The 25959-nt window shown below is 57.5% G+C and carries 22 protein-coding genes; 12 read left to right on the top strand and 10 right to left on the bottom strand.

Going from position 1 to position 25959, the window contains the following annotated elements; genetic code table 11:
• The first annotated feature begins 57 nt into the window (after positions 1–57).
• Both GS646_RS18690 and uxuA read left to right on the top strand, forming a co-directional pair.
• Positions 58–519 (top strand): FCD domain-containing protein, encoded by a 462-nt coding sequence (locus GS646_RS18690; protein WP_256368448.1) that lies wholly within the window; start codon positions 58–60, stop codon positions 517–519.
• Positions 520–541: 22 nt separating this feature from the next.
• A complete protein-coding gene (uxuA, locus tag GS646_RS18695; protein ID WP_171647903.1) occupies positions 542–1705 on the top strand; it encodes a mannonate dehydratase in 1164 nt (387 codons plus the stop codon).
• A gap of 133 nt (positions 1706–1838) precedes the next feature.
• Here the strand turns inward: uxuA and GS646_RS18700 are convergent, their stop codons facing one another.
• Entirely contained in the window at positions 1839–4274 is a 2436-nt protein-coding gene (locus GS646_RS18700) for an FAD-dependent oxidoreductase (RefSeq protein ID WP_171647901.1), read from the bottom strand.
• A gap of 190 nt (positions 4275–4464) precedes the next feature.
• Between GS646_RS18700 and GS646_RS18705 the strand changes: the two genes are divergently transcribed.
• Positions 4465–5991 carry a trimethylamine methyltransferase family protein gene (locus GS646_RS18705; RefSeq protein ID WP_171647899.1) on the top strand — a complete coding sequence of 509 codons (1527 nt, stop codon included), beginning with the start codon at positions 4465–4467 and terminating at the stop codon, positions 5989–5991.
• 280 nt (positions 5992–6271) lie between these two features.
• Here the strand turns inward: GS646_RS18705 and GS646_RS18710 are convergent, their stop codons facing one another.
• Entirely contained in the window at positions 6272–6646 is a 375-nt protein-coding gene (locus GS646_RS18710; protein ID WP_171187400.1) for a hypothetical protein, read from the bottom strand.
• A gap of 111 nt (positions 6647–6757) precedes the next feature.
• Positions 6758–7714, bottom strand: a complete 957-nt coding sequence (locus GS646_RS18715; protein ID WP_171187402.1) for an oxidoreductase — start codon at positions 7712–7714, stop codon at positions 6758–6760.
• 90 nt (positions 7715–7804) lie between these two features.
• On the opposite strand from GS646_RS18715, the gene GS646_RS18720 reads away from it, so the two are divergent.
• Positions 7805–8353 carry a TetR/AcrR family transcriptional regulator gene (locus GS646_RS18720; RefSeq protein WP_171187404.1) on the top strand — a complete coding sequence of 183 codons (549 nt, stop codon included), beginning with the start codon at positions 7805–7807 and terminating at the stop codon, positions 8351–8353.
• 126 nt (positions 8354–8479) lie between these two features.
• Here GS646_RS18720 and GS646_RS18725 read toward each other — a convergent pair whose 3' ends face one another.
• On the bottom strand, positions 8480–9364 hold the full coding sequence (locus GS646_RS18725; protein ID WP_171095580.1) for a LysR family transcriptional regulator: 885 nt from the start codon (positions 9362–9364) through the stop codon (positions 8480–8482).
• A 229-nt stretch (positions 9365–9593) separates the two neighbouring features.
• Here GS646_RS18725 and GS646_RS18730 point away from each other — a divergent pair, with 229 nt between their 5' ends.
• Genes GS646_RS18730 through GS646_RS18745 form a run of 4 tightly spaced genes read left to right on the top strand, consistent with a single transcriptional unit; the run spans position 9594 to position 15905 of the window.
• Entirely contained in the window at positions 9594–12047 is a 2454-nt protein-coding gene (locus GS646_RS18730) for an FAD-dependent oxidoreductase (RefSeq protein WP_171187408.1), read from the top strand.
• Positions 12048–12061: 14 nt separating this feature from the next.
• Positions 12062–13582, top strand: a complete 1521-nt coding sequence (locus GS646_RS18735; protein ID WP_171187410.1) for a trimethylamine methyltransferase family protein — start codon at positions 12062–12064, stop codon at positions 13580–13582.
• Positions 13583–13638: 56 nt separating this feature from the next.
• Positions 13639–14652, top strand: a complete 1014-nt coding sequence (locus tag GS646_RS18740) for an Ldh family oxidoreductase (RefSeq protein ID WP_171187412.1) — start codon at positions 13639–13641, stop codon at positions 14650–14652.
• 11 nt (positions 14653–14663) lie between these two features.
• A complete protein-coding gene (locus GS646_RS18745; RefSeq protein WP_171187414.1) occupies positions 14664–15905 on the top strand; it encodes an FAD-binding oxidoreductase in 1242 nt (413 codons plus the stop codon).
• 53 nt (positions 15906–15958) lie between these two features.
• Here the strand turns inward: GS646_RS18745 and GS646_RS18750 are convergent, their stop codons facing one another.
• The 6 genes from GS646_RS18750 to GS646_RS18775 form a co-directional block, all read right to left on the bottom strand.
• A complete protein-coding gene (locus tag GS646_RS18750) occupies positions 15959–16954 on the bottom strand; it encodes an ABC transporter ATP-binding protein (RefSeq protein ID WP_171095587.1) in 996 nt (331 codons plus the stop codon).
• Positions 16951–17985 carry a Gfo/Idh/MocA family protein gene (locus tag GS646_RS18755; protein WP_171187415.1) on the bottom strand — a complete coding sequence of 345 codons (1035 nt, stop codon included), beginning with the start codon at positions 17983–17985 and terminating at the stop codon, positions 16951–16953. Before GS646_RS18755 ends, GS646_RS18750 begins: the two co-directional genes overlap by 4 nt.
• On the bottom strand, positions 17982–18821 hold the full coding sequence (locus GS646_RS18760; RefSeq protein WP_171187418.1) for a carbohydrate ABC transporter permease: 840 nt from the start codon (positions 18819–18821) through the stop codon (positions 17982–17984). Before GS646_RS18760 ends, GS646_RS18755 begins: the two co-directional genes overlap by 4 nt.
• Positions 18822–18831: 10 nt before the next feature.
• The gene (locus GS646_RS18765) at positions 18832–19746 is read right to left on the bottom strand and encodes a carbohydrate ABC transporter permease (protein ID WP_171095593.1); all 915 of its coding nucleotides are present in this window, start codon (positions 19744–19746) and stop codon (positions 18832–18834) included.
• A gap of 64 nt (positions 19747–19810) precedes the next feature.
• Positions 19811–21061 (bottom strand): ABC transporter substrate-binding protein, encoded by a 1251-nt coding sequence (locus tag GS646_RS18770; RefSeq protein WP_171187420.1) that lies wholly within the window; start codon positions 21059–21061, stop codon positions 19811–19813.
• Positions 21058–21981, bottom strand: a complete 924-nt coding sequence (locus GS646_RS18775) for an N-acetylmuramic acid 6-phosphate etherase (RefSeq protein WP_216600463.1) — start codon at positions 21979–21981, stop codon at positions 21058–21060. Before GS646_RS18775 ends, GS646_RS18770 begins: the two co-directional genes overlap by 4 nt.
• A gap of 159 nt (positions 21982–22140) precedes the next feature.
• Here GS646_RS18775 and GS646_RS18780 point away from each other — a divergent pair, with 159 nt between their 5' ends.
• From GS646_RS18780 to nagA, 4 genes are read left to right on the top strand one after another with little or no spacing between them, the layout of a single operon-like run.
• Positions 22141–23016, top strand: coding sequence for a BadF/BadG/BcrA/BcrD ATPase family protein (locus GS646_RS18780; protein ID WP_253746631.1), 876 nt, complete (start codon positions 22141–22143; stop codon positions 23014–23016).
• Positions 23003–23758 (top strand): GntR family transcriptional regulator, encoded by a 756-nt coding sequence (locus GS646_RS18785; RefSeq protein ID WP_171187426.1) that lies wholly within the window; start codon positions 23003–23005, stop codon positions 23756–23758. Before GS646_RS18780 ends, GS646_RS18785 begins: the two co-directional genes overlap by 14 nt.
• A 13-nt stretch (positions 23759–23771) precedes the next feature.
• A complete protein-coding gene (locus GS646_RS18790) occupies positions 23772–24800 on the top strand; it encodes an SIS domain-containing protein (protein ID WP_171187428.1) in 1029 nt (342 codons plus the stop codon).
• The gene (gene nagA, locus GS646_RS18795; protein ID WP_171647895.1) at positions 24797–25945 is read left to right on the top strand and encodes an N-acetylglucosamine-6-phosphate deacetylase; all 1149 of its coding nucleotides are present in this window, start codon (positions 24797–24799) and stop codon (positions 25943–25945) included. The genes GS646_RS18790 and nagA overlap by 4 nt, the downstream gene beginning before the upstream one ends.
• The last annotated feature ends 14 nt before the right edge of the window (positions 25946–25959 follow it).

Genomic DNA, 25959 nt, shown 5'->3' on the forward strand with positions numbered 1-25959 from the left:
AGCAGGCGCGAAACTTGGGTTCGGCCGCCAGATCGGTGGGAAAACCTGTTCGAGCTGTTGCAAGCTCGGCAATTTTTGGAAAGCAGCATCGCCGGGTTCGCGGCCACCTCGGTGACCAAAGCCGATATTCTGTCGCAGCGTGAAACGCTTGAGTTGGAGAAACGCTCGATCCAAGCCGGTGAAGACGACTATCGGGCGGATCGTCAGCTTCATTTGCAGATTGCCGAGGCCACGCAAAATTCGGTTCTGGTCAATCAGATCGATACGCTTTGGCATCTCAGGGAATCCAGTCCGATGTGGGACAGGTTGCATTCTCGCATATTTGACATCGGGTATCGCAGTCAGTGGCTGGACGATCACGCAGCTGTTCTTGAATCCCTGCGTCGTCGCGATGCGGAAGGCGCGCGGCAAGCGATGTGGCAGCATCTTGAAAACGTTCGGTTGACACTTTTGGAACTATCGGATGTTGAAGACCCCGAGTTTGATGGGTTTCTGTACTCCAAATCGGTGTCAGGTTAAGCGCAGGGAACAGGGGGCAGTCATGCTGGAAAGTTGGCGTTGGTTCGGGCCGAAAGACCCTATTCCGCTGGCTCATATCCGTCAGACCGGCGCGCAGGGGATCGTAACTGCTTTGCATGAGGTTCCCAACGGGCAAGAATGGCCGGACGCAGAGATCGCGGCCCGGCGCGAATTGATTGAGGCGGCCGGGCTGCGCTGGGTCGTGACCGAAAGCATTCCGGTGCACGAGGACATCAAGACTGGCGCGCCAGATTGGGAGCGTTACGCGTATATCTGGGCTGAAAACCTGCGGCGTCTGGCCCGTCAGGGCATCCGCAACATCTGCTACAACTTCATGCCAGTGCTGGACTGGACGCGCACCGATCTGAATTTTGCTTTGCCGGACGGGTCTCTGGCGCTGCGGTTCGATTTCACTGCCTACGCTGCCTTTGACCTATTTGTTTTGCGGCGCGACGGAGCACAGGACAGTTATACGGCACAGGATCTGGCGGCGGCGGAAGATTGGTTTGCGAGGGCAGATCAGCCGATGATCGATCGGTTGTCACGCACGGTGATTGCCGGACTGCCGGGGTCAGAGGAAAGCTATACGCTGGATACGTTCCGAACCCGACTTGCCGCCTATGACGATTGCGATCACGCGACACTCAGGCGGCAGCTCGCCGCGTTTCTGGAAATCGTTCTGCCAGTGGCAGAAGCCGAAGGGGCAAAGTTGTCGATCCACCCCGATGATCCGCCGATGGATCTGTTCGGCCTGCCGCGGATTGTTTCGACCCAGGCCGATCTCGAAGCCATTGCCGCAATCTCTTCATCTCCGGCGTCGGGATTTACCTTGTGCACCGGATCGCTGGGTGCACATTCCAAAAACGATTTGGTGGCCATTGCTCGTCAGCTCGGGCCCCGCATCCATTTTGCCCATCTGCGCGCAGTGAAACGGGAAGCCGATCCACGGAGTTTCCACGAGGATGCACACTTGGCCGGCGATCTCGACATGATTGGGGTTGCGCGCGAGCTCTTGCGTATTGAGCGTGTGACGGGCGTTGAAATCCCAATGCGCCCGGATCACGGGCATCGCATCCTTCACGATCAAGAACGAGACTCAGTTCCAGGTTATCCCGCAATCGGGAGGCTTCGCGGATTGGCCGAACTGCGCGGGGTCATGCACACGCTGAATGCTTTTGGCATCTGACAGAGCTCTACTGCAAAGCTCTGAACGCGCATATTTGTTCTTACGATCCCAACGAAATTAAGTAGCCAGACAGTCTTTTCGAGTAATGCCCGTGCCTGCCAGAGTTAAAACTGGCAAGGTGGTCATGGCGACCTCAACTGCGCATGAGGGTGTGGTCTGGATCGTAGGGGGAAGACGAGATGACCTCTGCCGTGACCAGATCCCCGTACAAATCCAATTGCATTGTGCTGCCAACAGCAGCCAGATCGGGGTTCACGAAGGCAAAGGCCAGGTTCAAGCCAACCCGATGCCCCCAATCGCCCGAGGTGATGGTGCCGACAACGGTTTCACCTTGCATCAGTGAGGCGCCGCCGTGGGCTGGGGCGTGGGTCGCGTCGACTTTCAGGGTCACCAGCTTTTTGTTGGGGCCGCTGGCGTGGCGTTTTTCCAGCGCCGTTTTGCCGATAAAATCGCCTTTACTCAACTTGACGAAGCGGTCCAGTGCTGTCTCGAACGGGTCAAACTCTGTTAGCAAGTCGGCTTTCCAATGTAAGAAGCCTTTCTCCATCCGCATGGACTCCACCGCGCGGGCCCCGAACAGCTTCAGGTCGTGCGCCTCGCCCGCCGCACGCAGAGCCAGATAGGCAGCGTAGAGCGAAGCGTTTGGCACGTGGATTTCATAGGCGAGCTCGCCTGAGAAGCTGACGCCCATGACAGTGGCCGGAGCAAACCCGATGAAGCACTCTCGGACTGATAGCCAGGGGAAAGCTTGTTTCGACCAATCACCGCGGGAACAAGCGGACAGGACATCGCGCGCCTTGGGACCGGCCAGAACAAGGATTGTCTGGTCGTTGGTCAGAGAGCGTATTTGAACGTCCTCTCCATCGCGTAGGTGCCGGGTCAGCCAATCCGTGTCGTGGTACTCACTGGCTGCTGCCGAGCCGTACCAGACCCGCGCGGGGCCCCGGTCGCTGGCTGGGATGTTGGCCACGGTGGCCTCGCCCTTGATCATGCCGTGATGGTTCAGCAGATAGCCCAAACCGACCCGGCCCGCACGTTTGGTGACCGCGCCGCAGAACATGCGGTCTAGGAAAGCATGGCGGTCAGTACCGGTTATTTCAAACCGGTTAAAGCCATTGACCTCGCACAGGCCAACATTCTCCTGCACGTTCTTGATCTCAGCCGCGACCACGTCAAAGGCTTCGTCAAAATTAAATGTCAGACTGGGGTGAAAGTCAGGTGAGGGTTTGATGTAATCGACCCGCTCCCACCCGTTCACCACGGTGAACTCAGCCCCTTCAGCGGCCATGACTGGTGTTAGCGGCGTGGTCTTCGCCGGACGACCTGCGGGGCGGTGTTCATGGGGAAAGTGGAAGCGGAATTCGTTCTGGTAGTCCTCGATGGCTTTCAGCGAGGTCAGTTCGACATTCGCGTGCCCGGTAAAGCGGCGGGGGTCGAGGCACCAAGTGTCATAACACGCCTCGCCATGCACGATCTGTTGCGCCAGCAACCAGCCGTGGCCACCGCCTTCGCCCAGCCCGGCGCGCAGACCGATGATACAGAAAGCGTTGCGCTTACCCGGAATCGGCCCGACCAACGGTGCACCGTCGATTGTGTAGGTGATCGGGCCATTCACCACGGATCGGATGCCGGTTTCGCGCAAGGCGGGCATGCGTTCAAACGCGCCTTCCAGCACATCCATGACCCGGTCCAGATCATCGGGGCACAGCGCGTTGACAAAGTTCGGGTCAATCCCGTCCATGCCCCACGGTTTGCAATCCTGCTCGTAGAAGCCAACCAGCAGACCGCCCTTTTCCTGACGGCTGTAATAGTCGCTGATCGGGCAGCGCAACAGTGGCATCCGGTGGCCTGCCTCGGCGATGCCGGGGATGTCCTCGGTCAGGAAATATTGATGCTCCATAGACGCAACCGGGTGATGTACACCCATCATCGCGCCGACTTCGTTGACGCGGTAACCGCAGGCGTTGACCACGATGTCGCAATCAATATCGCCCTGTTCTGTATGCACGGTCCAGGTGTCGTCCTGGTGTTGCGTCAGCGCGGTGACCGGCGTGTTGCGATAGACCTCGGCCCCGGCCTTACGGGCGTGATAGGCCAGTGCTTGGCACAGCTGCGCCGGGTCAATATCGCCATCCAGCGGATCCCAGAGCCCGCCCAGCAGATTTGTAGTCGAGATCAGCGGATGGCGGCGGGCGCATTCCTCGGCATCGATCACCTCGAAGTAGACACCCATGCCGCGCGCCATCGAGGCAAAGTGGCGGTAGCCCTGCATCTGCGCTTCGGTATTCGCGAGGCGGATGCCGCCATCGGCATGGTGGTAGTTGATCGGGTATTCTGGGTTTTCCGACAGCTCTTTATACAGGTTGATCGAATGCGTCTTCAGCCCGACCATCGTCTGGTTCATGCCAAAATTGGTCACTTGCGCGGCGGAATGCCAGGTCGTGCCACTTGTCAATTCGTTGCGTTCAACCAGAACAACATCGCTCCACCCCTCTTGGGTCAGGTGATAGAGCGTTGAACATCCGGCAATACCACCGCCAATGACGACAACCTTGGTGCGGGACTTCATGTGACGCAATCCTCCGACAGAAGTTTAGTCGTGATAGGCATGCACAATGCTTTTGGCTGCAATGATTTACGCGTCTCTCGCATTAAATCGAACTCTGAATTCGAAGTTTTGATATTAGTGCGAGGCGGTGTTGAAATTGCGGTGAAGGGGCCGCTTCTATCGTGCGGTAATCTCGATAACAGGAACAGCCATGGCAGGGCAGCGTGGAAAGAGAGGAGGCCGCCGCGAACGGCTGGCTGCGCGTGCGGCGAAACCGGCTGTTGATCCGTGCCCTCCGGGTCAGGTTGGCGGAGCTTACAAACCGCTTAGCGATGCGGATCTGCGACGCATTTACGACACCGCCCTTGACCTGCTGGAACAGCTGGGCGTGGGAGAGGTGCCGAAACGTCTGCAAAAAGACTTTTTGGCGATTGGTGCCATCGACAATGGCAAAGGGCGTATCCTGTTTCCGCCAAAGCTGGTGGAGGAGGCCATCGATCAGGCCGCAAAGACGTTCATACTGCATGGCCGGGATCCGGCCCGATCCATCGAGGTGGGTGGCAACAAGGTCTATTTCGGCACCGGTGGCGCGGCGGTGCAGACACTGGATTTGGACAGCGGGCTGTACCGGCCATCGACATTGCAAGACCTGCACAACTTCACACTGCTGCAGGACACGCTGGCCAATGTCAGTTGGTACACCCGCTGCTGTGTTGCGACGGATGTGCCGGACAATTTCGATCTGGACGTCAATACAGCTTTCGCGCTGATCAAGAACACAACCAAACCCACGGCAACCTCGTTCACGCTGGCTGAATATGTCGCTCCGATTGTCGAGATGCTGGACATTGCAGCTGGTGGGCCGGGCGAATTTGCCAAGCGTCCGTTCATGAAGGCGCATATCAGCCCGATGATCTCGCCCATGCGCTATGGCGAGGATGCGGTGGATGTGGTCTACGAGTGCATCCGGCACAATATCCCGATTTCGTGCATCACCGCCGCGCAGGCGGGGGCGACCGCGCCTGCCACGCTGGCCGGGTTTCTGGCGCAATCACTGGCGGAAACACTGGCCAGCTTGCTTATGGTCCATGCGATCCAGCCCGGTTTTCCGATGGTCTTTTCCAACTGGCCACTGGTGATTGACCTGCGCACCGGTGCGTTCTCGGGGGGCAGCGGCGAGACGGCTGTGCTCAATGCGGCCTCGGCGCAGCTGTCGAACTGGCTGGGTTTACCCTCAGGCGTGGCTTGTTCGATGACCGATGCCAAGGCGATTGACGCGCAATATGGCATGGAGAAGGGCATCACCTCGATGGCGGCGGCCCTGGCCGGAGGAAACCTGATCTATGAAAGCTCGGGCATGACAGCATCCCTGTTAGGGGCCAGCTTTGAGGCGTTTGTGCTGGACGACGAAATGCACTCGAACACCTACCGCGCGCTGCGGGGGATAGAGGTGAATGATGAAAACCTGGGCTTTGACGCGATCTGCGATGCGGTCTTGGGTGAGGGGCATTTTCTGGGCGGTCAACACACCTATGCGGCGATGGAGCGGGATTATTTCTATCCCACGCTTGCCGACCGTGATGAGCCGCGCACATGGGCGGAAAACGGGGCGCAGGATGCCTGGGCCCGAGCCCGAGCCCGTGCGCAGGACATCCTGGCCGAACACAAACCCCAATATCTGACGCCCGAGCAAGAGCGCGAAATTCGCGCGAGGTTCAAAATTCTCAGCCCGTTTTAGCCATTGCCAGATGGCCGGGGCAGATGATCAATCTTCGCATCTTTCGATCGACCAGTTCCCACAAAAATTGGGAACAGTGCGGTGTCGCCACGATGGACTAGGTGCGGGAAAAGCTTTTGACCGGAGGGCGGAGCAGTCGAAGTCTGTTTTAAAACCGTTGGGCGTGAGCAAACATCAAAGGCGTCTTTATGGTCCATCCGGCCCCAGCCGCGACCATCGCCACTAAAGTCTGATTGGTGCTGCGTTCGAAGAGGTTGTGTTACCTGCAGCTGGAGGGAATTCAGTTTGACCTGACCTTTGGTTCCGTACGCCAAAGATGGATGCCAAATCCGATCATAGCAAATTGCACAAACAGGCGCGCTATCGCGGCCCAAAAAGGTGCGACAACCGGATCGGGCCGGAACAAGTCCCAGATGTGGAACGGCAAATAGGCGGTGCACAGCATTGCTGCGAACAGCCCGCCAAAGGCTCGGAATTTAGGTAAGACCAGGGCAACGGCAATTGTGATCTCGGCGACACCGGCCAGAATATGCGCCGGAATCTTGGGGGTGAATGATGGCATGAACCCATCAAATACAGCCGGATAAATAAAATGGGTTATCCCGCCCGCCATCAGGAACAGGGCAAAGAGCCAGACAAACAGCGTTATGATCACGAGCCGCTCCGTGTGATGGGAGAATTTACAAATGGTCCGGGCGAAGCTTTTGCGCCGCCCGGACCTGTTTCGTGAGTGAGGGGTGTATCGAGGGGGTCTGTCTTTAAGTGGTTATGCCGCGTGTGCGACGGCAGGCAGGTTGAATTCAAAACCGACCAGCTGCTCGCTTTTTGCCCACAACTGACGTTGCTTTTCGAGATCCAGTGCGTGATCTTTCACCTTGGCGTCGGAAACCGGGCCGCGGGATTCACCCATTTTTTGCGGGCCGTAATATGCGCCACGTTTCGCTTCTTTCCCGACGGCGGCAAGCACCGTCGGATAGGCTCCGGCTTCGGGGCGTTGCGCGACCAGTTTGTTCATCACGGCCAGCATGGCTTTCATAAAGCCGGTCGGGCCGGTGGATTGCAGGTTGGTATCGGTATAGCCGGGGTGGCAGGCGACGCAGATGGCCTTGCTGCCGGCCGCCTTTAGGCGACGATCCAGTTCAAACGCGAACATCAGGTTCGACAGTTTGGACTGGGTATAGGCCTTCATCGGCGTGTATTTGGTGTCGGTCATGAAATCATCCAGATCCAGAGGTCCGTACTTGTGAACCAGGCTGGATAGCACGACAACACGGCCTTCGGCAGCTTCAACCAGATCCAGCAGCAGGCCGGTCCATAGGAAATGCCCCAGATGGTTGGCTCCCATCTGCAGGTCAAACCCATCAACGGTCTTTTCCTGCGGGGTCATCATGATGCCTGCGTTATTGATCAGGCCGTCGATTTTGGTATAGCGACCGCGCAGTTCCTCGGCCGCCTTGCGAACCGACGACAGATCGCTGAGGTCCATCAGGATAAGGTCGACCTTGCCCTTCGAGGACGCTGACAGCTTGCGCTGTGCGGTTTCACCTTTTGCGCGTGAGCGGCAGACCATTACAACGTTCGCGCCTTTTTCACCCAGCATCCGGGCGGCTTCATAACCGATGCCCGAATTTGCGCCGGTGATGACATAGGTCTTGCCATTCAGTTCCGGGAGTTGCGAGGGCTTCCAGCTACTGAAGCCCGAGTCAGTGATTTTCTGTTCCATCCGAGGGGATCCAATCGATATAGGTTGCAGACGGGTATATTCTTGTGTACTCTATTTACAAACACGACCCAAAATGTCAACAAGGTAAAAATGAAAAAATCGTCAAACGCTTTCGAAGTCCTGTCTGTCTTTGCGCAATATGGCTTTCGCAAAGTGTCCATGAATGACATTGCCGAAGCTGCTGGTTTGTCGCGTCAGTCGATCTACAACCAGTTCGGATCGAAAGAAGCCGTTCTGGAATGGGCTGTCAGAACAGTGCTGACATCGATGACCAATGCGGCCCTTGATGTTCTGAGCCAGTCAGAAGGTTCGCCCCGGGATGTTCTGGCCCGGGCGTATCAGACTTGGATCGGAGATCACGTGGCCATATGGCGGGGCACGCCTCATGGTGCCGAGATTATGGAATTTGCCATCGAATCCGCGTCAGATGCCGAAATGGATTACAACGCAGAGTTCGAAAAAGCCCTGTCGGGTTATTTGGTGAAAGCAAACGTGGTGCCAACACCCGAAGCGGCGGCGGATTTGGCCTTTCTGCTCACGACTGTATCAACCGGTCTTTTGCTAAAGACCACAACCAGCGAACAATACGCCGCTGGCATGACCCGCGCTACAAGCGTGCTTCTGGCTCATAGTACCTGAACCGGATTTGAACGGAATCGGTGCCCGCAAATGGGTGCTGAGAAGGGGAAAAGAAACGACCACTTTGGCTCTGATTCCGGTTCCCCCTTTTGTTGACGAGCGAACATTTCAGCAAAGTGTTGGCGATCAGTTGGAATCCTCGACCAACCATTTGTAGACCAATGCAGCCCGATCCGAAGAGGTGTTGTGTAGCACGACATAAAAGTCCAAAGGGGCTGACAGTGTCTGTGGCAATAACTTGGCCAGTTTGCCTGACCTAACCAAACCTGCGGTCAGCCCTTCCCATCCCAGTACAGCGCCCATATCATCCTGTGCTGCTTGCAGGGCAATGGTGTAGTTGTTCACCCTGTGCCCCGATTTGAGTGAGCCGGAGTAACCCAAACCAGCCGCCCATTCCTGCCAACCTGTCCAATCGGTGCCGGGCGCGTCCAGATGTATAAGTGGGATTTTGGGCAGGTCCTGTAGTTGTTCGACTTTATTTTGCCGGACAAATTCAGGGCTGGCCAAAGCCATGATCCGGTCCCGGAACAAAACATGATATGTGCCACGTTCGCGTGATGCGTCACCATACCTGATGCTTATGTCACATTTTTGCGTGTCGTATCCCAAATCAGTGACGACTTGCGTGACAGAGATATGCCCGAAATTCTTCCAAAACTGTGCCAAGCGCGGTGTCAGCCACAATGAGCTGACCGCCGTGCTGGATCGTATCGTCACACCTGAACGATCGTATTGCGAGCGCAACTGCTTGAGTGCCTCGCTGATCCCCTCAAACCCGCGTTGCAAAGCAACCAGCAAATAAGCACCGCTTTCGGTGAGTTCCACACCGCGATGATGGCGCTGGAACAACGCGCAATTGAGTTCGACCTCGAGTGCTTTGACCTGATGGCTGATGGCGGCCGGAGTAACGTTCAGTTCACTGGCGGCCTGTTTGAAGCTGACATGGCGGGCGGCGGCTTCGAAACTGATCAGCGAGCTGAGCGGTGGGAAATCGTAGGGACCATAGGGCAAGGTGGTTTGACCTGTATTATGAGGTTTCGGTGTATTTACGTTATCCTAGGCGTATTCGCATTAGCTGAATTTGCCCAGAGTGAATTTTTTTGCGATTGCGGTCTTGGCCCGTGAGCGCAAAGAATTGGGTAAAGCAGCATGTGCTGCGCTGAATCCCTGACCCACCAAGTTTCCGCCTTGCGGAGCGGCGTTGGCCGGGGTTTCAGCGCAGTGGGAGAGGAGAAAACAAATGCAGTCACATGCCGAAGTTGTTGTTGTAGGGGGCGGCTGTGTCGGAGCCTCGATTCTGTACGGCTTGACCGAGCATGGGTGCACCGAAGCCGTTATGTTGGAACGGACGACGTTGACCTCGGGGTCGACCTGGCATGCGGCGGGCCTTTTGGTGACTTTTGTACGCTCTCACAACGTGTCTAAGATGACGATGGAGACCATCCGCATCTATACCGAGGTCGAGGAAAAGATGGGCAGCTCGGTTGGGTTGCGCAAAGTCGGCCAGCTGCGCGTTGCTAACACCGAAAAACGCTGGGACGAATTCCAGTCTTATATCTCGATTGCCGAAGCCGCCGGCGTGCCGTGCAAACTGCTGACCCCGGAACAAGTGGCCGAGGTTCACCCGCTGTTGAACCAGTCTGAACATATCCGGGGCGGTATCCTGCATACTGAAGACGGCTATGTGAACCCCGCTGACATTACCATGGCAATGGCAAAGCTGGCGCGTGATGCGGGAGCAAAGGTTTACCAGAACACCGAAGCGCAATCTTACGAAAAGCTGGAGAACGGGCTTTGGAAAGTGACCACCGACAAGGGTGAGATCACCTGTAAGCATCTGATCTTCGCCACCGGCAACTACGCGCGCGAAAACGCACGGCGGGTGGGGTTGGATCTGCCTTGTATTCCAATCGTACACCAATACTGGACCACCGAGACCGTGCCGCTGCTGAAGGAACGTCGTGCACAGGGGCTGCCGGAATTCCCGATCCTGCGCGACGAGGATTACGGCGCATATCTGCGCGAGGATGTGGGCGGGATTCAGTTCGGTCCTTATGAATTCACCAAGGACCTCAAACTGTTTGCCGAGGATCGCGTGCCGCCTGATTTCGGAGCCGATCTGCTGCCTGAGGATTTCGATGCGGTGGAAACCCAATGGGAGCGCGCCATTGAGCGTGTGCCGACCCTGGGCGAGGTTGGTATCAAGGCCAACACACGCGGGCCGTTTCAGATGACCCCGGACGAATTGCCGTTGGCGGGCCCCGCGCCGGGGCATGACAATCTGTGGCTGGCCGAAGGTATGCCGGGCGGTATTCTGTGGGGCGGCACAGTCGGCAACCGCCTGGCGAAATGGATCGTGAACGGTGATCCGGGTATGGACATGTCCGAACTCGACCCACGCCGTTTTTCCGACTACGCTTCGAAGCGCTGGACGATGGACAAGGTGCGCGAAACCTGGGGCACCCACATGGACGCGCATATTCCGGGAGAGGACTTCCCGGACGCGCGCCCGATGAAAACCATGGGGTCTTATGATCTGCTAACCGCACATGGCGCAGTCTGGACCAGCTTCAACGGATACGAGTTCCCCCGGTGGTTTGCCAAATCCCCCGCGGAGGCGATCCCCGAACACAGCTTCCGCCGCACCGACCACATGGAACTGGTACAGGCCGAGGTCCGCACGACCCGCGAAGAGGCCGGGTTCATCGAAATGTCGCCGATGACCAAGTTCACCGTGCGCGGCCCCGGTGCCGCAAAATGGCTGGACAGCCTGATGGCCAACAAATTGCCGAAGATTGGCCGCATGACCCTGTCGCTGATGTTGAACGACAAGGGCGGAATGGATGCGGAATACACCATCGTTCGATATGCCGAGGATGATTTCTATCTGATTTCGACCCCGAACTGGCGCGCATACAACTGGGATCAGTTGCAGCGCTTGCTGCCCAAGGACGGCTCGGTCGTGTTGGAGGATATCTCGGAACAGCTGGGCGTGATTGCTTTGGCCGGTCCGAAAGCTCGTGAGATTCTGCAACCGCTGACCGACAACGACCTGTCGAACGAAGCTTTCCCGTGGCTGTCGGCGCAGATGGGTGAGGTAGGGTATGCCAAGGGCGTTCATCTGTTGCGCGTCTCGTATACCGGCGAGCTGGGATGGGAGCTGCACCATCCGGTTGGATATAACCGCCACCTGGTCGATCTGCTTCTCAAGGCTGGGGTGAAGCCCTTTGGCCTGGAAGCCTTGGAGTCGATGCGGCTTGAGAAATCCTATCGCGCGATCAACCGCGAGATTTGCAAGGACATGACACCTTACGAAGCTGATCTGGGTCGCTTTGTGGCCATGACTGAAAAGGTCAATGGCGAGGTGGTCGAGCGGGAGTTCATTGGAAAGGCTGCGCTGCAAAAGCAAAAGGCAGAGGGTGGTTACAACACGCTGGTGACTCTGAAACTGCCGTTCTGCGATACCTCGGTGATGTTTGACGAAGGTGTGTACGCCGATGGAAAGTTGATCGGGCGCGTCACCTCGGGTGGATTTTCCTACTACTGCAACCACGACATCGCGATGGCCCTGGTGCCACAGGACATGACCGCACCAGGCACGAAAATGCAGGTGATGGTTCACAATGAAATGCGCGATGCCGAGGTGATCGACGTTTGCGCTGTTGACCCAACCAGCGCGCGCGCCCGGGCCTGAGAAGGAGAGCTGACATGGCACAAGCACGAGGACGGTCCAGCCGTGGCGGTGGGCGCGCGGCACGCGTTCAGGCCCGCACAAACCCACCCCCGGTCTACCTGCCGACCCTGAACCGTAAGGTCGGACCCATTGACCTGCTGGGTCCTGAGGGGGTCGAGCGTATCCACAATGCTGCGATGACCATTCTGGAAACCACCGGCATTGAATTCCGCGATCCGGTGGCGTTGGCTGACTGGAAGAAATACGGCGCGGACGTGCAGGGCGAACGCGTTCGTATCGGTCGCGACATGCTGATGGATCTGATTTCGTCGGTGCCGTCGGAATGGGCTTATGCGGCACGCAACCCAGAGCGGTCTTTGCGTGTGGGTAACGAGCACTCGGTCTTCGCGAACGCCTATGGCGCACCCTTTGTCTATGACCTTGACGGCGTGCGTCGCCCCTCACAGCTGGAGGATGCGCAGAACTTCTTCAAGATGAGCCAGATGAGCCAGTCGATGATGGTTCCGGGCATATTGCCGGTGGAACCGCAGGATGTTCCGGTTCCGCAGCGCCATCTTGAGCTTGTCCACGCGGCGCTGACGCTGACCGACAAGCCGATCAAGGGTTCGGTATTGTCAGAACAGGCGGCGCGTGACTCGGTGGATATGACCCGGATCGTGTTCGGAGAAGAGTTTGTAGATAATAACGTAGTCATGGCTGCGCTGCTGAACTGCAACACGCCGCTGGTCTGGGATGAGACCATGCTGGAAAGCCTGCGCGTCTATGCAGCGGCCAACCAGCCATGCCTGTTGTCGCCCTTTGTTTTGGCAGGCGCTTCGACCCCGGCCAGCCCGCAAGGCGGCGTGGCGCTGTTGATTGCGGAATCCTTGGCGGGAATGGCCTATAGCCAGATCATCCGACGCGGCGCGCCGATGGTTCTGGGTGTGGCAATCATGGGCGTGTCTATGAAAACCGGCGCGCCGATGATGGGGTCGCCTGAGCCGGGATTGATGAACCTGTTGGTGGGTCAGATGGCGCGGTTCTATCAGGTGCCGTGGCGGACCTGCACAATGTGGACCGGGTCAAAATCGCCCGACATGCAGGCCGGTTTTGACACGGCCAACACGATGTGGCCCGTGCTGCTTGGCGGGGCAAATTACATTGTGCACTCGGCCGGTTTTCTGGAAGGAGCGCTGGGGGTCAGCTACTCGAAATGGGTGCAGGACACGTTGCAGCTTGAGAATTTCCATCGCTTCTTCAGCGGACTTCAGGACGAAGATCTGGACCCGTTGCTGGATGACATCGCCCGCATCGGCCCCGGAGGGCATTTCCTGGGTACAGACCACACGCGCGAAAACCCGATGCATATGAACCACTTGCAAAACAACGATAGTTTTGAACAGTGGGAGGCAGAAGGATCGAAAACGGCTGAGGTTGTTGGCAATGAAGCCGCGCGGCGTATGCTGGACAACTATGTGCAGCCTCCGATGCCTGACGATCAACGCGGTGCGCTGGACGAGTTTGTTGCCAAAAAGCGCCGGGAATACAGCAGTTAACCCTGACGTGGGCGCTGGCGCGCCCCATTGCGCCCTACAAGGACAGGATCACCCAGATGACGGAAATCTCGACGAAAACGCTCTCACTCGCAGAGGTTAGGGAACTGGCCAAATCGGTCCTTGTGGCTGCGGGCATGGATGCACATAGCAGTGCTGTTTTGGCGGAAATTGTCACCCGGTCCGAACGGGACGGTCCCCGCAGCCACGGGCTGCGCATGTTGCCGGTCTACGTGCAAAGCTTCACTTCGGGATATGCCAATCCGACGGCGTCGCCCCGGGTTGAGCGTATTGCCCCCGGCGTTTTACGCGGGGATGGTGACAACGGGTACTATCAACTTGCAGCCGGCATGGCGCGGGATGAACTGATTGCGATGGCGCGTGAAAACGGCATTGCCTCTTTCACCTGTGCCAATTGCCACCACCTTGCAGCGTTGCGTTTTGACACCGAACCACTGGCCGAGGCGGGGTTGGTGGCGCTGGGAGTTGTGAACTCATTGTCTATGGTGGTGCCGCAGGGCGGTGTGCGGCCGGTATTCGGAACGAACCCGATGTCTTTCGCCTGCCCGCGCGAGGGGGCCGAGCCGGTTGTCTGGGATCAGGCGTCATCGATGGTTGCGCTGATGGATATTCGTATGGCCGCGGCAGAGGGGCACGATCTTCCGCGCCCGGCGGGTTTGGCCCTGGATGGTCAGCCCACTGCCGATCCAAATGCCATTCTGGAATCCCGAAGCCTGCTGCCCTTTGGCGAGCACAAAGGGGCCGCGATTGCCTTTCTGATCGAAGTCTTAGGCGCGGCGTTGGCCGGTGGCACGCTATCGGTCGACAATACCGAGCGCGTAGAGCATGGCGCTTTGAACATCAAAGGCGGGGCCACACTGATCGCCATTGATCCTGCGCGCTTTGGAAACCCGGGTTTCAATGACTACGTCAAGCGTATCTGTGCGGAAATCGAAGGCAACGGCTCGGCCCGTGTTCCGGGTGACGGACGGTTGAAAAACCGCGCCACCGCTCAGGAACAGGGCGTAGTTGTTAGTACGGAGTTGTTGTCGCAACTGCATGATTTGCAATAGGAATGCTTCAGATGGAAGAGGTCGCGGTTGTCGGCGGCGGCATTGTTGGCATTTCATGTGCGCTGGCGCTGCAGGCTGAGGGACATCAGGTTACGGTTTTTGAGCCCAACACCATCGGTGAGGGGGCAAGTTGGGCGTCATGCGGTTGTATTGCCGTAGGTGAAATTGTTCCGTTGTCGCAACCCGGAATGATGTTGAAAGTGCCCGGGTGGTTGCTGGACAGCGAAGCGCCCTTGTCGTTGCGTCCCAGTTCAGCGTTGAAGTTGTTGCCGTGGTTCACGCGGTTCACAGCGAACGCTCGCCCGTCAAAGATGCGCGCCATCGCGGCGGATCTGGCGCGGCTGACATTCTTGGCCACGGCGGATTTCAAAGCCCAATTGGATGACATCGGCCACCCGGAATTGCTGATCGAGCGCCCGATAATCAAGCTGTTTGACGATGACGTTGACAAGGCGACTATGGGCGCTGCCTTTGATCTTGCGCGCGAACTTGGATGCACTATTGACGAGATTTCGGGCCATGAAGCTCATGAACTCGACCCCGCCATAGCACCTGATTTCAAATATGCCGTGCTGTTGCGCGACTGGAGCTATGTGACGGATCCAAAACGTTTGGTTGAAGTTCTGCATCAAACGTTCCTAAAGCGGGGCGGCATCGTCAAACGGGCAGGGGCTGCAGGGTTCGACCGAGAAGGTCGACAGGTGCGCTCGGTCAGGCTGACCGATGGCACGGTGGCGCCAACAGGACGCGTTGTTTTGGCTGCTGGCGCCCGATCCAAGGTGCTGGCGCGAGATTTGGGTGTTCCGATCCGATTGGAAGGCGTGGCCGGATACTCAACGGCTCTGTCTGATCCGGGTCTGGAACTGAAGCACACGATTTTTTATCCTAAAGGAGGGTTCGGTGTTACGCCATACGACGGGGCCCTGGCTGTCGCCGGAACGATTGAGTTCGCAAGTTTGGATGCAGCGCCGAACTGGAACCGGGCGGATGTGCTTGTCCGGCGGGCGCATCGTGTCTTGCCCGGCTTAAAAACAGAAGAAGCTGAACGACGTATTGGGTATCGCCCCTTCACCCCTGACACGCGTCCGATCATTGGGCGCAGTGACCGTCTGGACAACGTTCATTTCGCCACGGGTCATGGTCAGCTTGGGTTGACTTTAGCGGCCACCACGGCCCGATTGGTCGCGGCCGATATGGCCGGGCGGAGCCCTCATGTCGACATAGGGGCCTTTTCACCAGACCGCTTTGCCTGATGGTAACGCACAGGTCATTTGGCTGACTGGGGCGGGTGAAGTTCAACAGAGGTTTAGGCGAGCCGAGCGCCCTGCGTATCGAAGCGATAACTGCGATCCGGTGTGAAACCAATATGTATCTCTTGGCCGGTTGCGACCTCGTGTTGACCGAACAGGCGGGCTGTAACCTGATGACCTTGCATCATTGCGATCACGTTGGTGTCCCCTCCCAAATGTTCGACATGGGTTACTTGTGCGCTCAAAGGGCTTTCATCTGTCAGATAGAGGTCTTCGGGCCGGACCCCCATTGTGATGTCTGTGCTTTCTCCAACTAAGCTGGCGGGGAAGAAATTCATCGATGGTGCGCCAAGGAAACCGGCGACAAATTGATTGGCAGGATTGTTGTACAACTCCATCGGGCTGCCAACCTGTTCCACACGCCCGTCGCGCAGTACGACGATCTTGTCCGCCAACGTCATCGCTTCGGTCTGGTCATGGGTGACATAGATCATCGAGGCATCGAGCTGCTGGTGCAAATTCGCGATCTCCAACCGCGTGTTCATACGCAAAGCCGCGTCCAGATTGGATAGAGGTTCGTCAAACAAAAACAATTTGGGTTCGCGAACAATCGCGCGACCGATAGCAACACGCTGACGCTGACCGCCGGACAGCTCAGACGGGTAGCGGTCGATATAGGGTTCAAGGTTCAGCATCTTGCTGGCCTTGGCGACACGTTCCTCGATGACCTGCTTGCTTTGACCTTCCTGTTTCAGCGCCAGCGACATGTTCTTGCGCACGTTCAGATGAGGGTAAAGCGCGTAGCTCTGGAACACCATCGCGATACCGCGTTTTGAAGGCGGTGTGAGGTTCATCAGCTCGCCGCCAATGCGCACTTCGCCCGATGTAACATCTTCCAGACCTGCGATCACGCGCAATAAGGTGGACTTGCCACAGCCCGAGGGGCCGACGAAGACGACGAACTCGCCCTCTTCCACTTCGATGTTGATGTCTTTGAGCACCTCGACAGTGCCAAAGGACTTGTTCACGTTCGTAAGCGTCAGGGCGGTCATGTGTGTGCCTCTTTCAGCGAAATGGGTTGGCCGGTACGGATGCTTTCGTCTGCTGCCAGACAGATGGCCAGCGATTGCACGGCGTCATTCATGTGGCGGGTTAGATCGATGTCGTCGGCAATAGCGCGCAGCATAAAGGCCTGCTCTGCGTCGCAAAGCTCCTGATGGCCGGGTTCGTCGGGCATGTCGATCTGACTGTCCCCCTCGGGGCGGTGGACCAGAATGCCGCCGACCTTGGTGTGGCCGTCGATATCTGAGGATGCGCCCGTGTTGCCATCGGTGATCGAAACCGACCCGTTGGGCGAGACGATGTCTTTCACGAAAAACGCGGTCTCAGACATCATCGGGCCCCAACCGGCCTCGTACCAACCGACCGAGCCGTCCTGGAAGATGACCTGAAACTGTCCGTAATTGTACATATCTTCGGCGATCTCATCGCTCAGGCGCAGGCCCATGCCATGTACGCGCACCGGGTCCGAATCCGTGATTTGGCACATCACATCGACGTAATGCACGCCGCAATCGACGATGGGCGAGGTGGTTTGCATTAGCGCCTTATGCGTTTCCCACTCGGCCCCGCTGCTTTGCTGGTTGAGGTTCAGGCGAAACACATATGGCCCGCCAAGGTCACGCGCCTCGGAAATCAGGCGCATCCACGACGGGTGATGACGCAGGATATATCCAACGACCAGCTTGCGGTTGGTCTGGGTGGCCTTTTCGACAACGCGTTTGGCATCGGCCACGGTGGTGGCCAGTGGTTTTTCAACGAAGACGTGCGCGCCCGCCTCCATCGCCGCGCAGGCATAATCTGCATGGCTGTCGGAATAGGTGGCGACAACGACCAAATCCGGATTTGTCTCGGCCAACGCCGAGTGGAAATCCGAATAGGCAGGATACTGGCCCAGCTCGGGGTGATCCACATGACCGGACCTGTTCACCAATCCCACGATTTGCGCGTCCGGATGGTGGTGATGGGCCAGCGCGTGGCTAAGGCCCATATTGCCAAGGCCAGCAATCAGAACTCGGGTCATTTGACAGCTCCTGAAGTGATGCCGCGGATCAGTTGGCGCGAGAAGATGACATAGAGCACCAGCACCGGCAGGATTGCCATCGACAGGGCCGACAGAACCGCATTCCAATCGGTGACGAATTGACCGATGAAGACCTGACTGCCCAGCGTCAGGGTTTTGGTCTCCTCCGCCGGGGCGAGGATCAGCGGGAACCACAGATCGTTCCAGATCGGGATCATGTTGAATACCGCGACCGTTGCCATGGCAGGGCGGACGAGCGGCAGGACAAGACGGAAGAAGATCGTATATTCCGACAACCCATCGACCCTGCCTGCATCCTTCAGGTCGTCGGACACCTGTCGCATGAACTCGGACAGGATAAACACCGCCAACGGTAATCCTTGTGCCGTGTAGACAAGGATCAAGGCCCAAAGCGTGTTCACAAGCCCGGTGGCCACCATCATCTCGAGGATCGCGACAGTACCGATACGGATTGGAATCATAATCCCAAGCGCCAGATAGAGACCCATCAGCAGGTTGCCCTTGAAGCGGTATTCACTGAGGGCAAAGGCCGCCATGGCACCAAAAAGCAGGATGAATGCCAGCGACACCACCGTAACGATCATCGAATTCTGGAAATAGAGGAAGAAATCCCCTTGTTTCATCACCGTCTGGTAACCGATCAGCGAAAAGCTCTCAGCGTCGGGCAGGGCAAGCGGTTCGCGAAAGATGGCGCGGCGGGTTTTGAAGCTGTTGATGATGATGACGAAGACCGGGAACAGGGCGATCAGCGTGTAAAGGATCAGCGCCCCGTGCATGGCGGCGGTGTTCAGCGGGTTTTGGCGTGCTTTGTTCATGGCCATGCCCTCACAACTGGTACCGGCGCATCCGGGTCTGGATGCCGAAGAGGTAGATGCAGACCCCCACGAGGATGATCGCGAACATGGCCCCAGCGATAGCGGACCCCATATGCGGATCTCCCAATTGCAATTGGAAGCCAAAGAAGGTTCGGTACATGAATGTACCAAGGATATCAGTTGAGAAATCCGGCCCAGCTAGCGCGCCTTGCGACACGTATATCAGGTCGAACGCGTTAAAGTTGCCCACAAATGTCAGGATCGAGATGATGCCGATGGACGGCAATATGAGCGGCAGTTTGATTTTCCAGAACGCGGAAGCCCCGGTAATCCCATCGATCTCTCCGGCCTCAAGGATTTCTTCGGGGATCGACAGAAGGGCAGCATAGATCAACATCATCGGGATCCCGACGAACTGCCAGACCGACACCAGCGCCAGCGTTGTCAGTGCGTATTCTTCTTTACCCAGCCACGGTGCAAACAGTGACTTTAGACCGATGGCGTCCAGCATCGACGGCGCGATACCCCAAAGGGGTGACAGGATCAGTTTCCAGGCGAAGCCAACGATCACAAAGCTTAGGATCGTGGGGATGAAAATCGCCGAACGGTAAAGCGCAGCGAACCGCAAGCGGGGATGTGACAAGATTGCCGCCAAGGCGATGCCGATGGGGTTCTGCACCAGCATGTGGATCAGGAAAAACCAGAAGTTGTTTCCCAACGCGTTCCAGAACTGTTCGGACCAGATCGGGTCGAAAAACAGGGTGCGGAAATTTTCCAAGCCCACATAGACGCGCGCCTGATCAACCTCGCTGAACAGTGCAAGACGGAGGGTGTTGAACAAAGGGAAGATCATCACCGCCGTGTAGACCAGAACCGCAGGGGCAAGGAAAACGGCGATGTGCCAGCGGATGCGGCGGGTCTGCATGACGGTCTCCGGGAAAAGGTCCGGACGCGAAACCCCGCGTCCGGTGATGGTTAGCGCTCAGGCTTTACTGATGGGGTGCGTACCAACTGGCCAAACCGTCCTGCAACTGCTGGCCCAACGCCTCGGGGCTTTCCGTGCCTTTAATGGCAGCGACAGATGCACCCCAGGTTTCGTTTTCCAGGTTTGGCGTGCCACGCGACAGGATCTGATAGGTCGAACGGATTGTGCTTTCACACTCATCCCGCCAGCCGACGATTTCCTTGGCCAGCGGGTCTTCCAGCTCGACCGGAGTGTTGGACAGGGGGAAGAACCCGGGAACCGCGTTGCCAAAGATGCTGGCGAATTCCGGGCTTGCGACCCAGGACAGGAAAGTTTTTGCGGCCTCTTGGTTTTCACTGGCCGCGTTCAGGCCGATGCCAATGTCAGTGTGGTCAGAGATATAGCAGGTGTCGCCTGCATTCTGGACCGGAGGTTTGAAAGCGCCCATTTCGAAATCGGCCTGCGTATTGAAGCCAGCGATTTCCCAGCTGCCCGCCGGGTAGATTGCGGCGCGACCGAGGGTAAACAGGTTCTGACTGTCGGGATAGGTTTGCGCTTCGTATCCGTCGCCCAGATAGTCCGCCCATTTAGCCAGTGTCGCATAAGGTGCAACCCATTGCGGGTCCGTCAGTTTCTGCTCGCCTTTTATCAGCGCCAGGCGGCCTTCTTCGCCTTTCCAGTAGTTCGGGCCGATATTGTTATAGCCCATCGTGGCAGCTTCCCACTGGTCGTTTGTGCCCATCGCCATTGGGATATAGGTACCGTCTTCCTTGATCTTGTCCAAAGCGGCAAAGAACTCGGCCTCTGTGGTGGGGACTTCAAGGCCCAACTCATTGAAGGCGTCTTTATTGTAGATAAAACCGTGGATCACCGACGCCATAGGCACGCAGAAACTGGCGGATGCGTCATCGGTCTGCCATGCGGATTTCGCAACATCCGAGAAATTGCCCATGGCCTCGAGGTCGGACAGGTCAGTTAGGTGCCCGCTTTCGTACAGCGCCAGCGAAGCGTCAAACGGGCGACAGGTGATCAGGTCACCGGCCGATCCGGCCTCAAGTTTCGAGTTCAGAACTGCGTTGTACTCGGCAGGCGCGGAGGGTGAGAAGATGACTTTGATACCCGGGTGCTCTGCTTCGAAGGCGGGAATGATCTTTTCCTGCCATAGGGCCAGGTCGTCATTGCGCCAGCTTTCGATTGTCAGCGTAGCCTCTTGTGCATAAGCGCTTGTGACCAGCGCTGTGCTCATCAGAGCCAGGCTTAGAACTTTGCGTTTCATTTTGCTTCTCCCAGGTTTGTGTTTTCGTTGTTTCGCTTTAATCGGTTCATTGCGGGTCGGAGGTGGCCGTTTGTTTCATCCAGAAGTGCTTGCGCGGCTTCATCAGATCCGACACCTGCTGCGACGAGTACCGCACATTTGAGGTCGCCGCCCGTGATGTTCAGCGCCGATGCCGCTTGTTTGGGATCAACGCCCGTCAGCTGACAGACGATCCCGTTGGCGCGAGCACGTAACTTGTCGTTGTCGGCGCGTAGGTTGATCATCATTCCGTCCTGAATATGGCCCAACTCGACAGCCATCAGTGTGGAAAGCATATTCAACGCAATTTTCTGCGCGGTGCCTGCGCCCATTCGGGTCGAGCCGGATACAAGTTCCGGCGGGGTCTCCAGCAAGACCGCATGATCCGATAGCTGCAAGAGTTCGGAGCCAGCGTTGTTGGCGATGCCAATGACCTGGGCACCTTTGTCGCGAGCAATGCGAGCGGCTGCGATGGTGTAAGGTGTAGTTCCACTGGCCGAAACTGCGATCAGTGTGTCACGGACGGAAAGTTCGGCCAATTCATCTGTAAGAGTGGTCGAGATGTCTTCGACATCTCCGGGCATCTCTGCGCTGGAAGGCAATCCGCCCGCCATGTGAATTTGGACCTGATTTGCCGGGATGGAAAAAGTGCCCCCAAGTTCCAGAGCATCCGCTGCAGCCATGAGGCCAGAGGAACCTGCCGCCAAATAGCGCAGAACGCCTTTCGCCCGGACCGTGGCCGCCATGGCCTGTGCCCCATCACAGATTGGCCCCACCGCATCCAGTGGCGCAGACGCGGCCAAGGCTTGCGACTGCGCCAGAAGGGCAGCGACATCTGACAGTGGGCGCGTGTCGAGCCCGATTGCATTTGGGTGCAACTGTTCTGTCACAGGTGTGTTCAAGTGATTCTCCCCCGGTCTCTCGGCATCATACCTTTTAGATACCATTAGTCTACCATTTTGTTTATTTCCCTCAATAATGCAATTTAACTCGCATGAGGTCGTATTTTGGCCTTCTAAATTCGGCAAAGGTATTATAAAGGTCTCTTCATGACTCGCTGCATGGATAATCTGGTTTTGGCAATAGACGGTGGAGGTACGCGGTGCCGCCTCGCTTTGTCGGATCGTGCTCGAAGCTGGCGGGTTGAGGTTGGGTCGGCGAACGTGTCGACCGATTTCGATGCGTCCTGTGCTGAGCTTTCGGAAGGATTGGCCGCCTTGGGTCAACAAGCTGGCATTGACGTCGCAGACCTCGCCAAAGTGCCGGCATACCTGGGTTTGGCAGGTATCACGGGGCCTGCGATAGCTGATCGTCTGGCCGCGGTCCTGCCCTTTACGCATGTGCGCATAGAAGATGATCGCCCATCTGCCCTTCGCGGGGCGTTAGGGCCACGTGACGGGTTTGTTGCACATTGTGGAACCGGGTCGTTTCTGGCCATGCAGCAGGGTGGAAAGCCAAGTTTTGCCGGAGGATGGGGGCCGGTGTTGGGGGACCAGGCTTCGGCTCAGTGGGTCGGAAAACGGGCATTGTCCGAGGTGCTGGAATGTGCTGACGGGGTGATTGCGTCGTCTGAACTGTCCGGGCACTTGCTGCGCCGGTTCGAGGGTGCGACTGGTATCGTCAAAGCCGCATCGACAATGTCTCCTACGGAATTTGGTGCCCTTGCACCTGTCGTCACACAGTCTGCGGGGAAGGGGGACACAATTGCGATGTCGATCATGCAGGCGGGTGCCGACTATTTGGCGGACAGGCTGAAAAAGATGGGCTGGATCCCCGGTGTTCCCATTTGCCTGACGGGTGGAATAGGTCCGCACTACGCTGCCTTTTTGCCAAAAGACATGCAGCAAGTTTTAACGCAGCCATCAGGCGATCCGCTTTCAGGGGCAATCGCTTTGGCGCAAGCGTTCAAAGAGGAGGTCGAACATGAGCGTTGTTGATTTCCTAAAGCCCGAGGGCTGGCTGGGCCAGTCTGCCGGACCACGTTACGTGCAGCTGCGCCAGCGGCTTGAACAGGGGATCGAGGAAGGTATCCTGCCGCCAAACAGCTCTCTGCCGCCCGAACGTGAGATCGCGGAATTGACCGACCTGTCGCGTGTAACAGTCCGCAAGGCCATTCAGGAGTTGGTGCGCAAAGGAACAATCGAGCAACGGCAAGGCTCAGGTTCGTTTGTGCGGGAACCAGTCGCGCGGGTCGAGCAGTCCCTGTCGCATCTGACCTCATTCACCGAGGATATGGAGCGGCGTGGTTTTGAAACGACCTCGACGTGGCTGGAGCGGGGAATTTTCCTGCCCGCACCCGATGAAATGCTGGCGTTGGGCCTGTCGGCCAATGATCAAGTGGCCCGAATCCACCGTCTGCGTGCAGCCGGAGGACGCCCGATGGCCTTAGAACGCGCCGCGCTGCCATTGGACATCCTACCCAACCCCACCGAGGTGACCGGGTCGCTTTATGCCGTACTTGAACAGTCAGGTCGTCGCCCGGTCCGCGCGATCCAAAAGATCTCGGCCATCAATCTTGAAGCAACCGAAGCGCGGCTGCTGGACGTCGCCGAGGGGACGGCAGGATTGCGTATTCAGCGTACGTCATATCTGGAAAGCGGACGTGTGGCCGAACTCACCCGTTCCATCTATCGCGGGGATGCCTACGATTTCGTGGCCGAACTGCGCCTATCAAACTGAAAGGGCGGACCTGATGTCCAACCAACTCACGCTTATGCGGCAGGAAATCAACGAAGTACCTGTCGCCGTTGACCGCCTGCTGACCGAAGGATCCGAGGCCATCAAATCAGCGGCGCAAGAAGTGCGCGCGCGCGATCCGCTCTTTTTGATTTCTGTTGCGCGGGGATCATCCGATCATGCTTGCAGCTATCTGAAATACGCGTCAGAGCTGTTGCTGGGCCTGCCCATGGCGTCGGTTGGGCCAAGCGTCAAATCGATCTACGGCGTCGATATGCGCTGTCCAAACGCGCTGTGCATATCGGTGTCGCAATCTGGGCAAAGCCCAGACATTGTTCGCCTGACCCAATCGCTGACCCAAGGCGGCTCTTATTCTGTGGCGATTACCAATGATACCGGTTCGGCCCTGGCGAATGTTGCCTCGGCCGCGCTGCCCATTCATGCCGGGCCAGAGTTGAGTGTCGCAGCGACCAAAACATTTGTGACGTCTTTGGTTGCGGGGCTTTGGTTGCTGGCCGAGATCAAAGGCGACGCAGATTTGCTGGCGGCCATCCGCAACCTGCCCAAAGATCTGGAGCAGGCCATTGCCTGCGACTGGGGTGTAGTAATCGATGCGATCGATGGCCAGTCGCTGTTCACGTTGGGCCGCGGAACGTCCTGGGCGATCTCGAACGAGGCGGCGTTAAAGTTCAAGGAAACCTGCCAGATCCACGCCGAAAGCTACTCCTCTGCCGAAGTGTTGCACGGTCCGGTTTCAATAGTGGATCAAGGTTTTCCGGTCCTCGCCTTTTCCTCCGGCGACGCTGCCGAGGCAAATATTGCAGAGGTCGCAGATGCACTTGCCGCCAAGGGTGCACAGGTTTTTGCAACGACGGATCGCGTAAAGGATGCTGTTTCGCTGCCGCATGTGCGGACAGCGCATTGGATGACCGATCCTGTCGCTGCCATTGCTTCTTTCTATGGTATGGTTGAAGCCGTCGCTGCGCGTCGCGGCATCAACCCTGATACACCGCGCCATCTTCGGAAAGTGACCGAAACAGTATGAATGGCTCAATCATCACCTTCGCCGGCGGTCCGATTTTTGACGGAGAGACACTGTTTCAAGATCATGCCATTCGGTTTGTAGACGGCACAGTCGACGCGATAATACCGACAAATGAACTGCCGACCTACACAAGGATTGAGGATCTGTCAGGTGACATCCTCAGTCCCGGCTACGTTGATTTGCAGGTGAATGGCGGGGGAGGTGTGATGTTCAATGACGCTCCCTCGGTCGAAACGTTGCAGCGGATCGCTCAGGCACATCGCGGGTTGGGGGCAATTGCAATTCTGCCGACGCTGATCACGGACACGCCAGCGAAAACAACTGCTGCCATACAGGCTGCGATACAGGCGGTGCGCCAGAGGGTTCCTGGCATTGCAGGTCTGCATCTTGAAGGGCCGCATTTGTCGGTGCGTCGCAAGGGTGCCCATGACGGCGCGCTGATCCGCCCGATGGAGGAAGCTGATCTTGATCAGCTTTTGACTGCCGCCCGCGAATTACCTGCGCTGATGGTCACGTTGGCACCAGAGAATGTTTCGGTTGACCAGGTTAAGGCTTTGACCCAGGCGGGGATTATCGTCTCGCTGGGCCACACCGACGCCTCATTTGACACTTGCATCACTTACGCAAAGGCTGGTGCCCGCTGCGCGACGCATCTGTTCAACGCAATGAGCCAACTCGGCAGTCGAGAGCCCGGTTTGGTGGGAGCAGTGCTTGCAAGCGGGAACCTGTTTGCAGGTTTGATCGCAGACACTGTGCATGTTCACTCCGAAACGATGCGCGCTGCATTTGTAGCCAAACGCGGGCCGGGAAAAATATTCTTGGTCAGCGATGCGATGGCCGTGGCTGGCACTGATCAAACTGCGTTTCATCTGGAAGGGCGGCTTATCCGGCGCGAGGAGGGCAGACTGACACTGCAAGACGGTACATTGGCAGGGGCGGATTTGGACCTGACAACCGCCATACGGAACCTGGTGACTAAAGTCGGAATGCCACTGTCACAAGCTTTAGCAGCAGCAACCAGCGTTCCGGCTGAATTGATCCTCAAGGGGGCGTCCAAGCCAGTCCCGCAACTGCCTGACATGGTGCGTATCTCGCCCGATTTGTCGGAAGTGGCACCAGTTCAGCGCTTAACTGATGCTGCTTGAACGGAAATAGTATT

It is taken from the genome of Ruegeria sp. HKCCD4315 (genome assembly GCF_013112245.1).
In the GTDB taxonomy this organism is placed as follows: Bacteria; Pseudomonadota; Alphaproteobacteria; order Rhodobacterales; family Rhodobacteraceae; genus Ruegeria.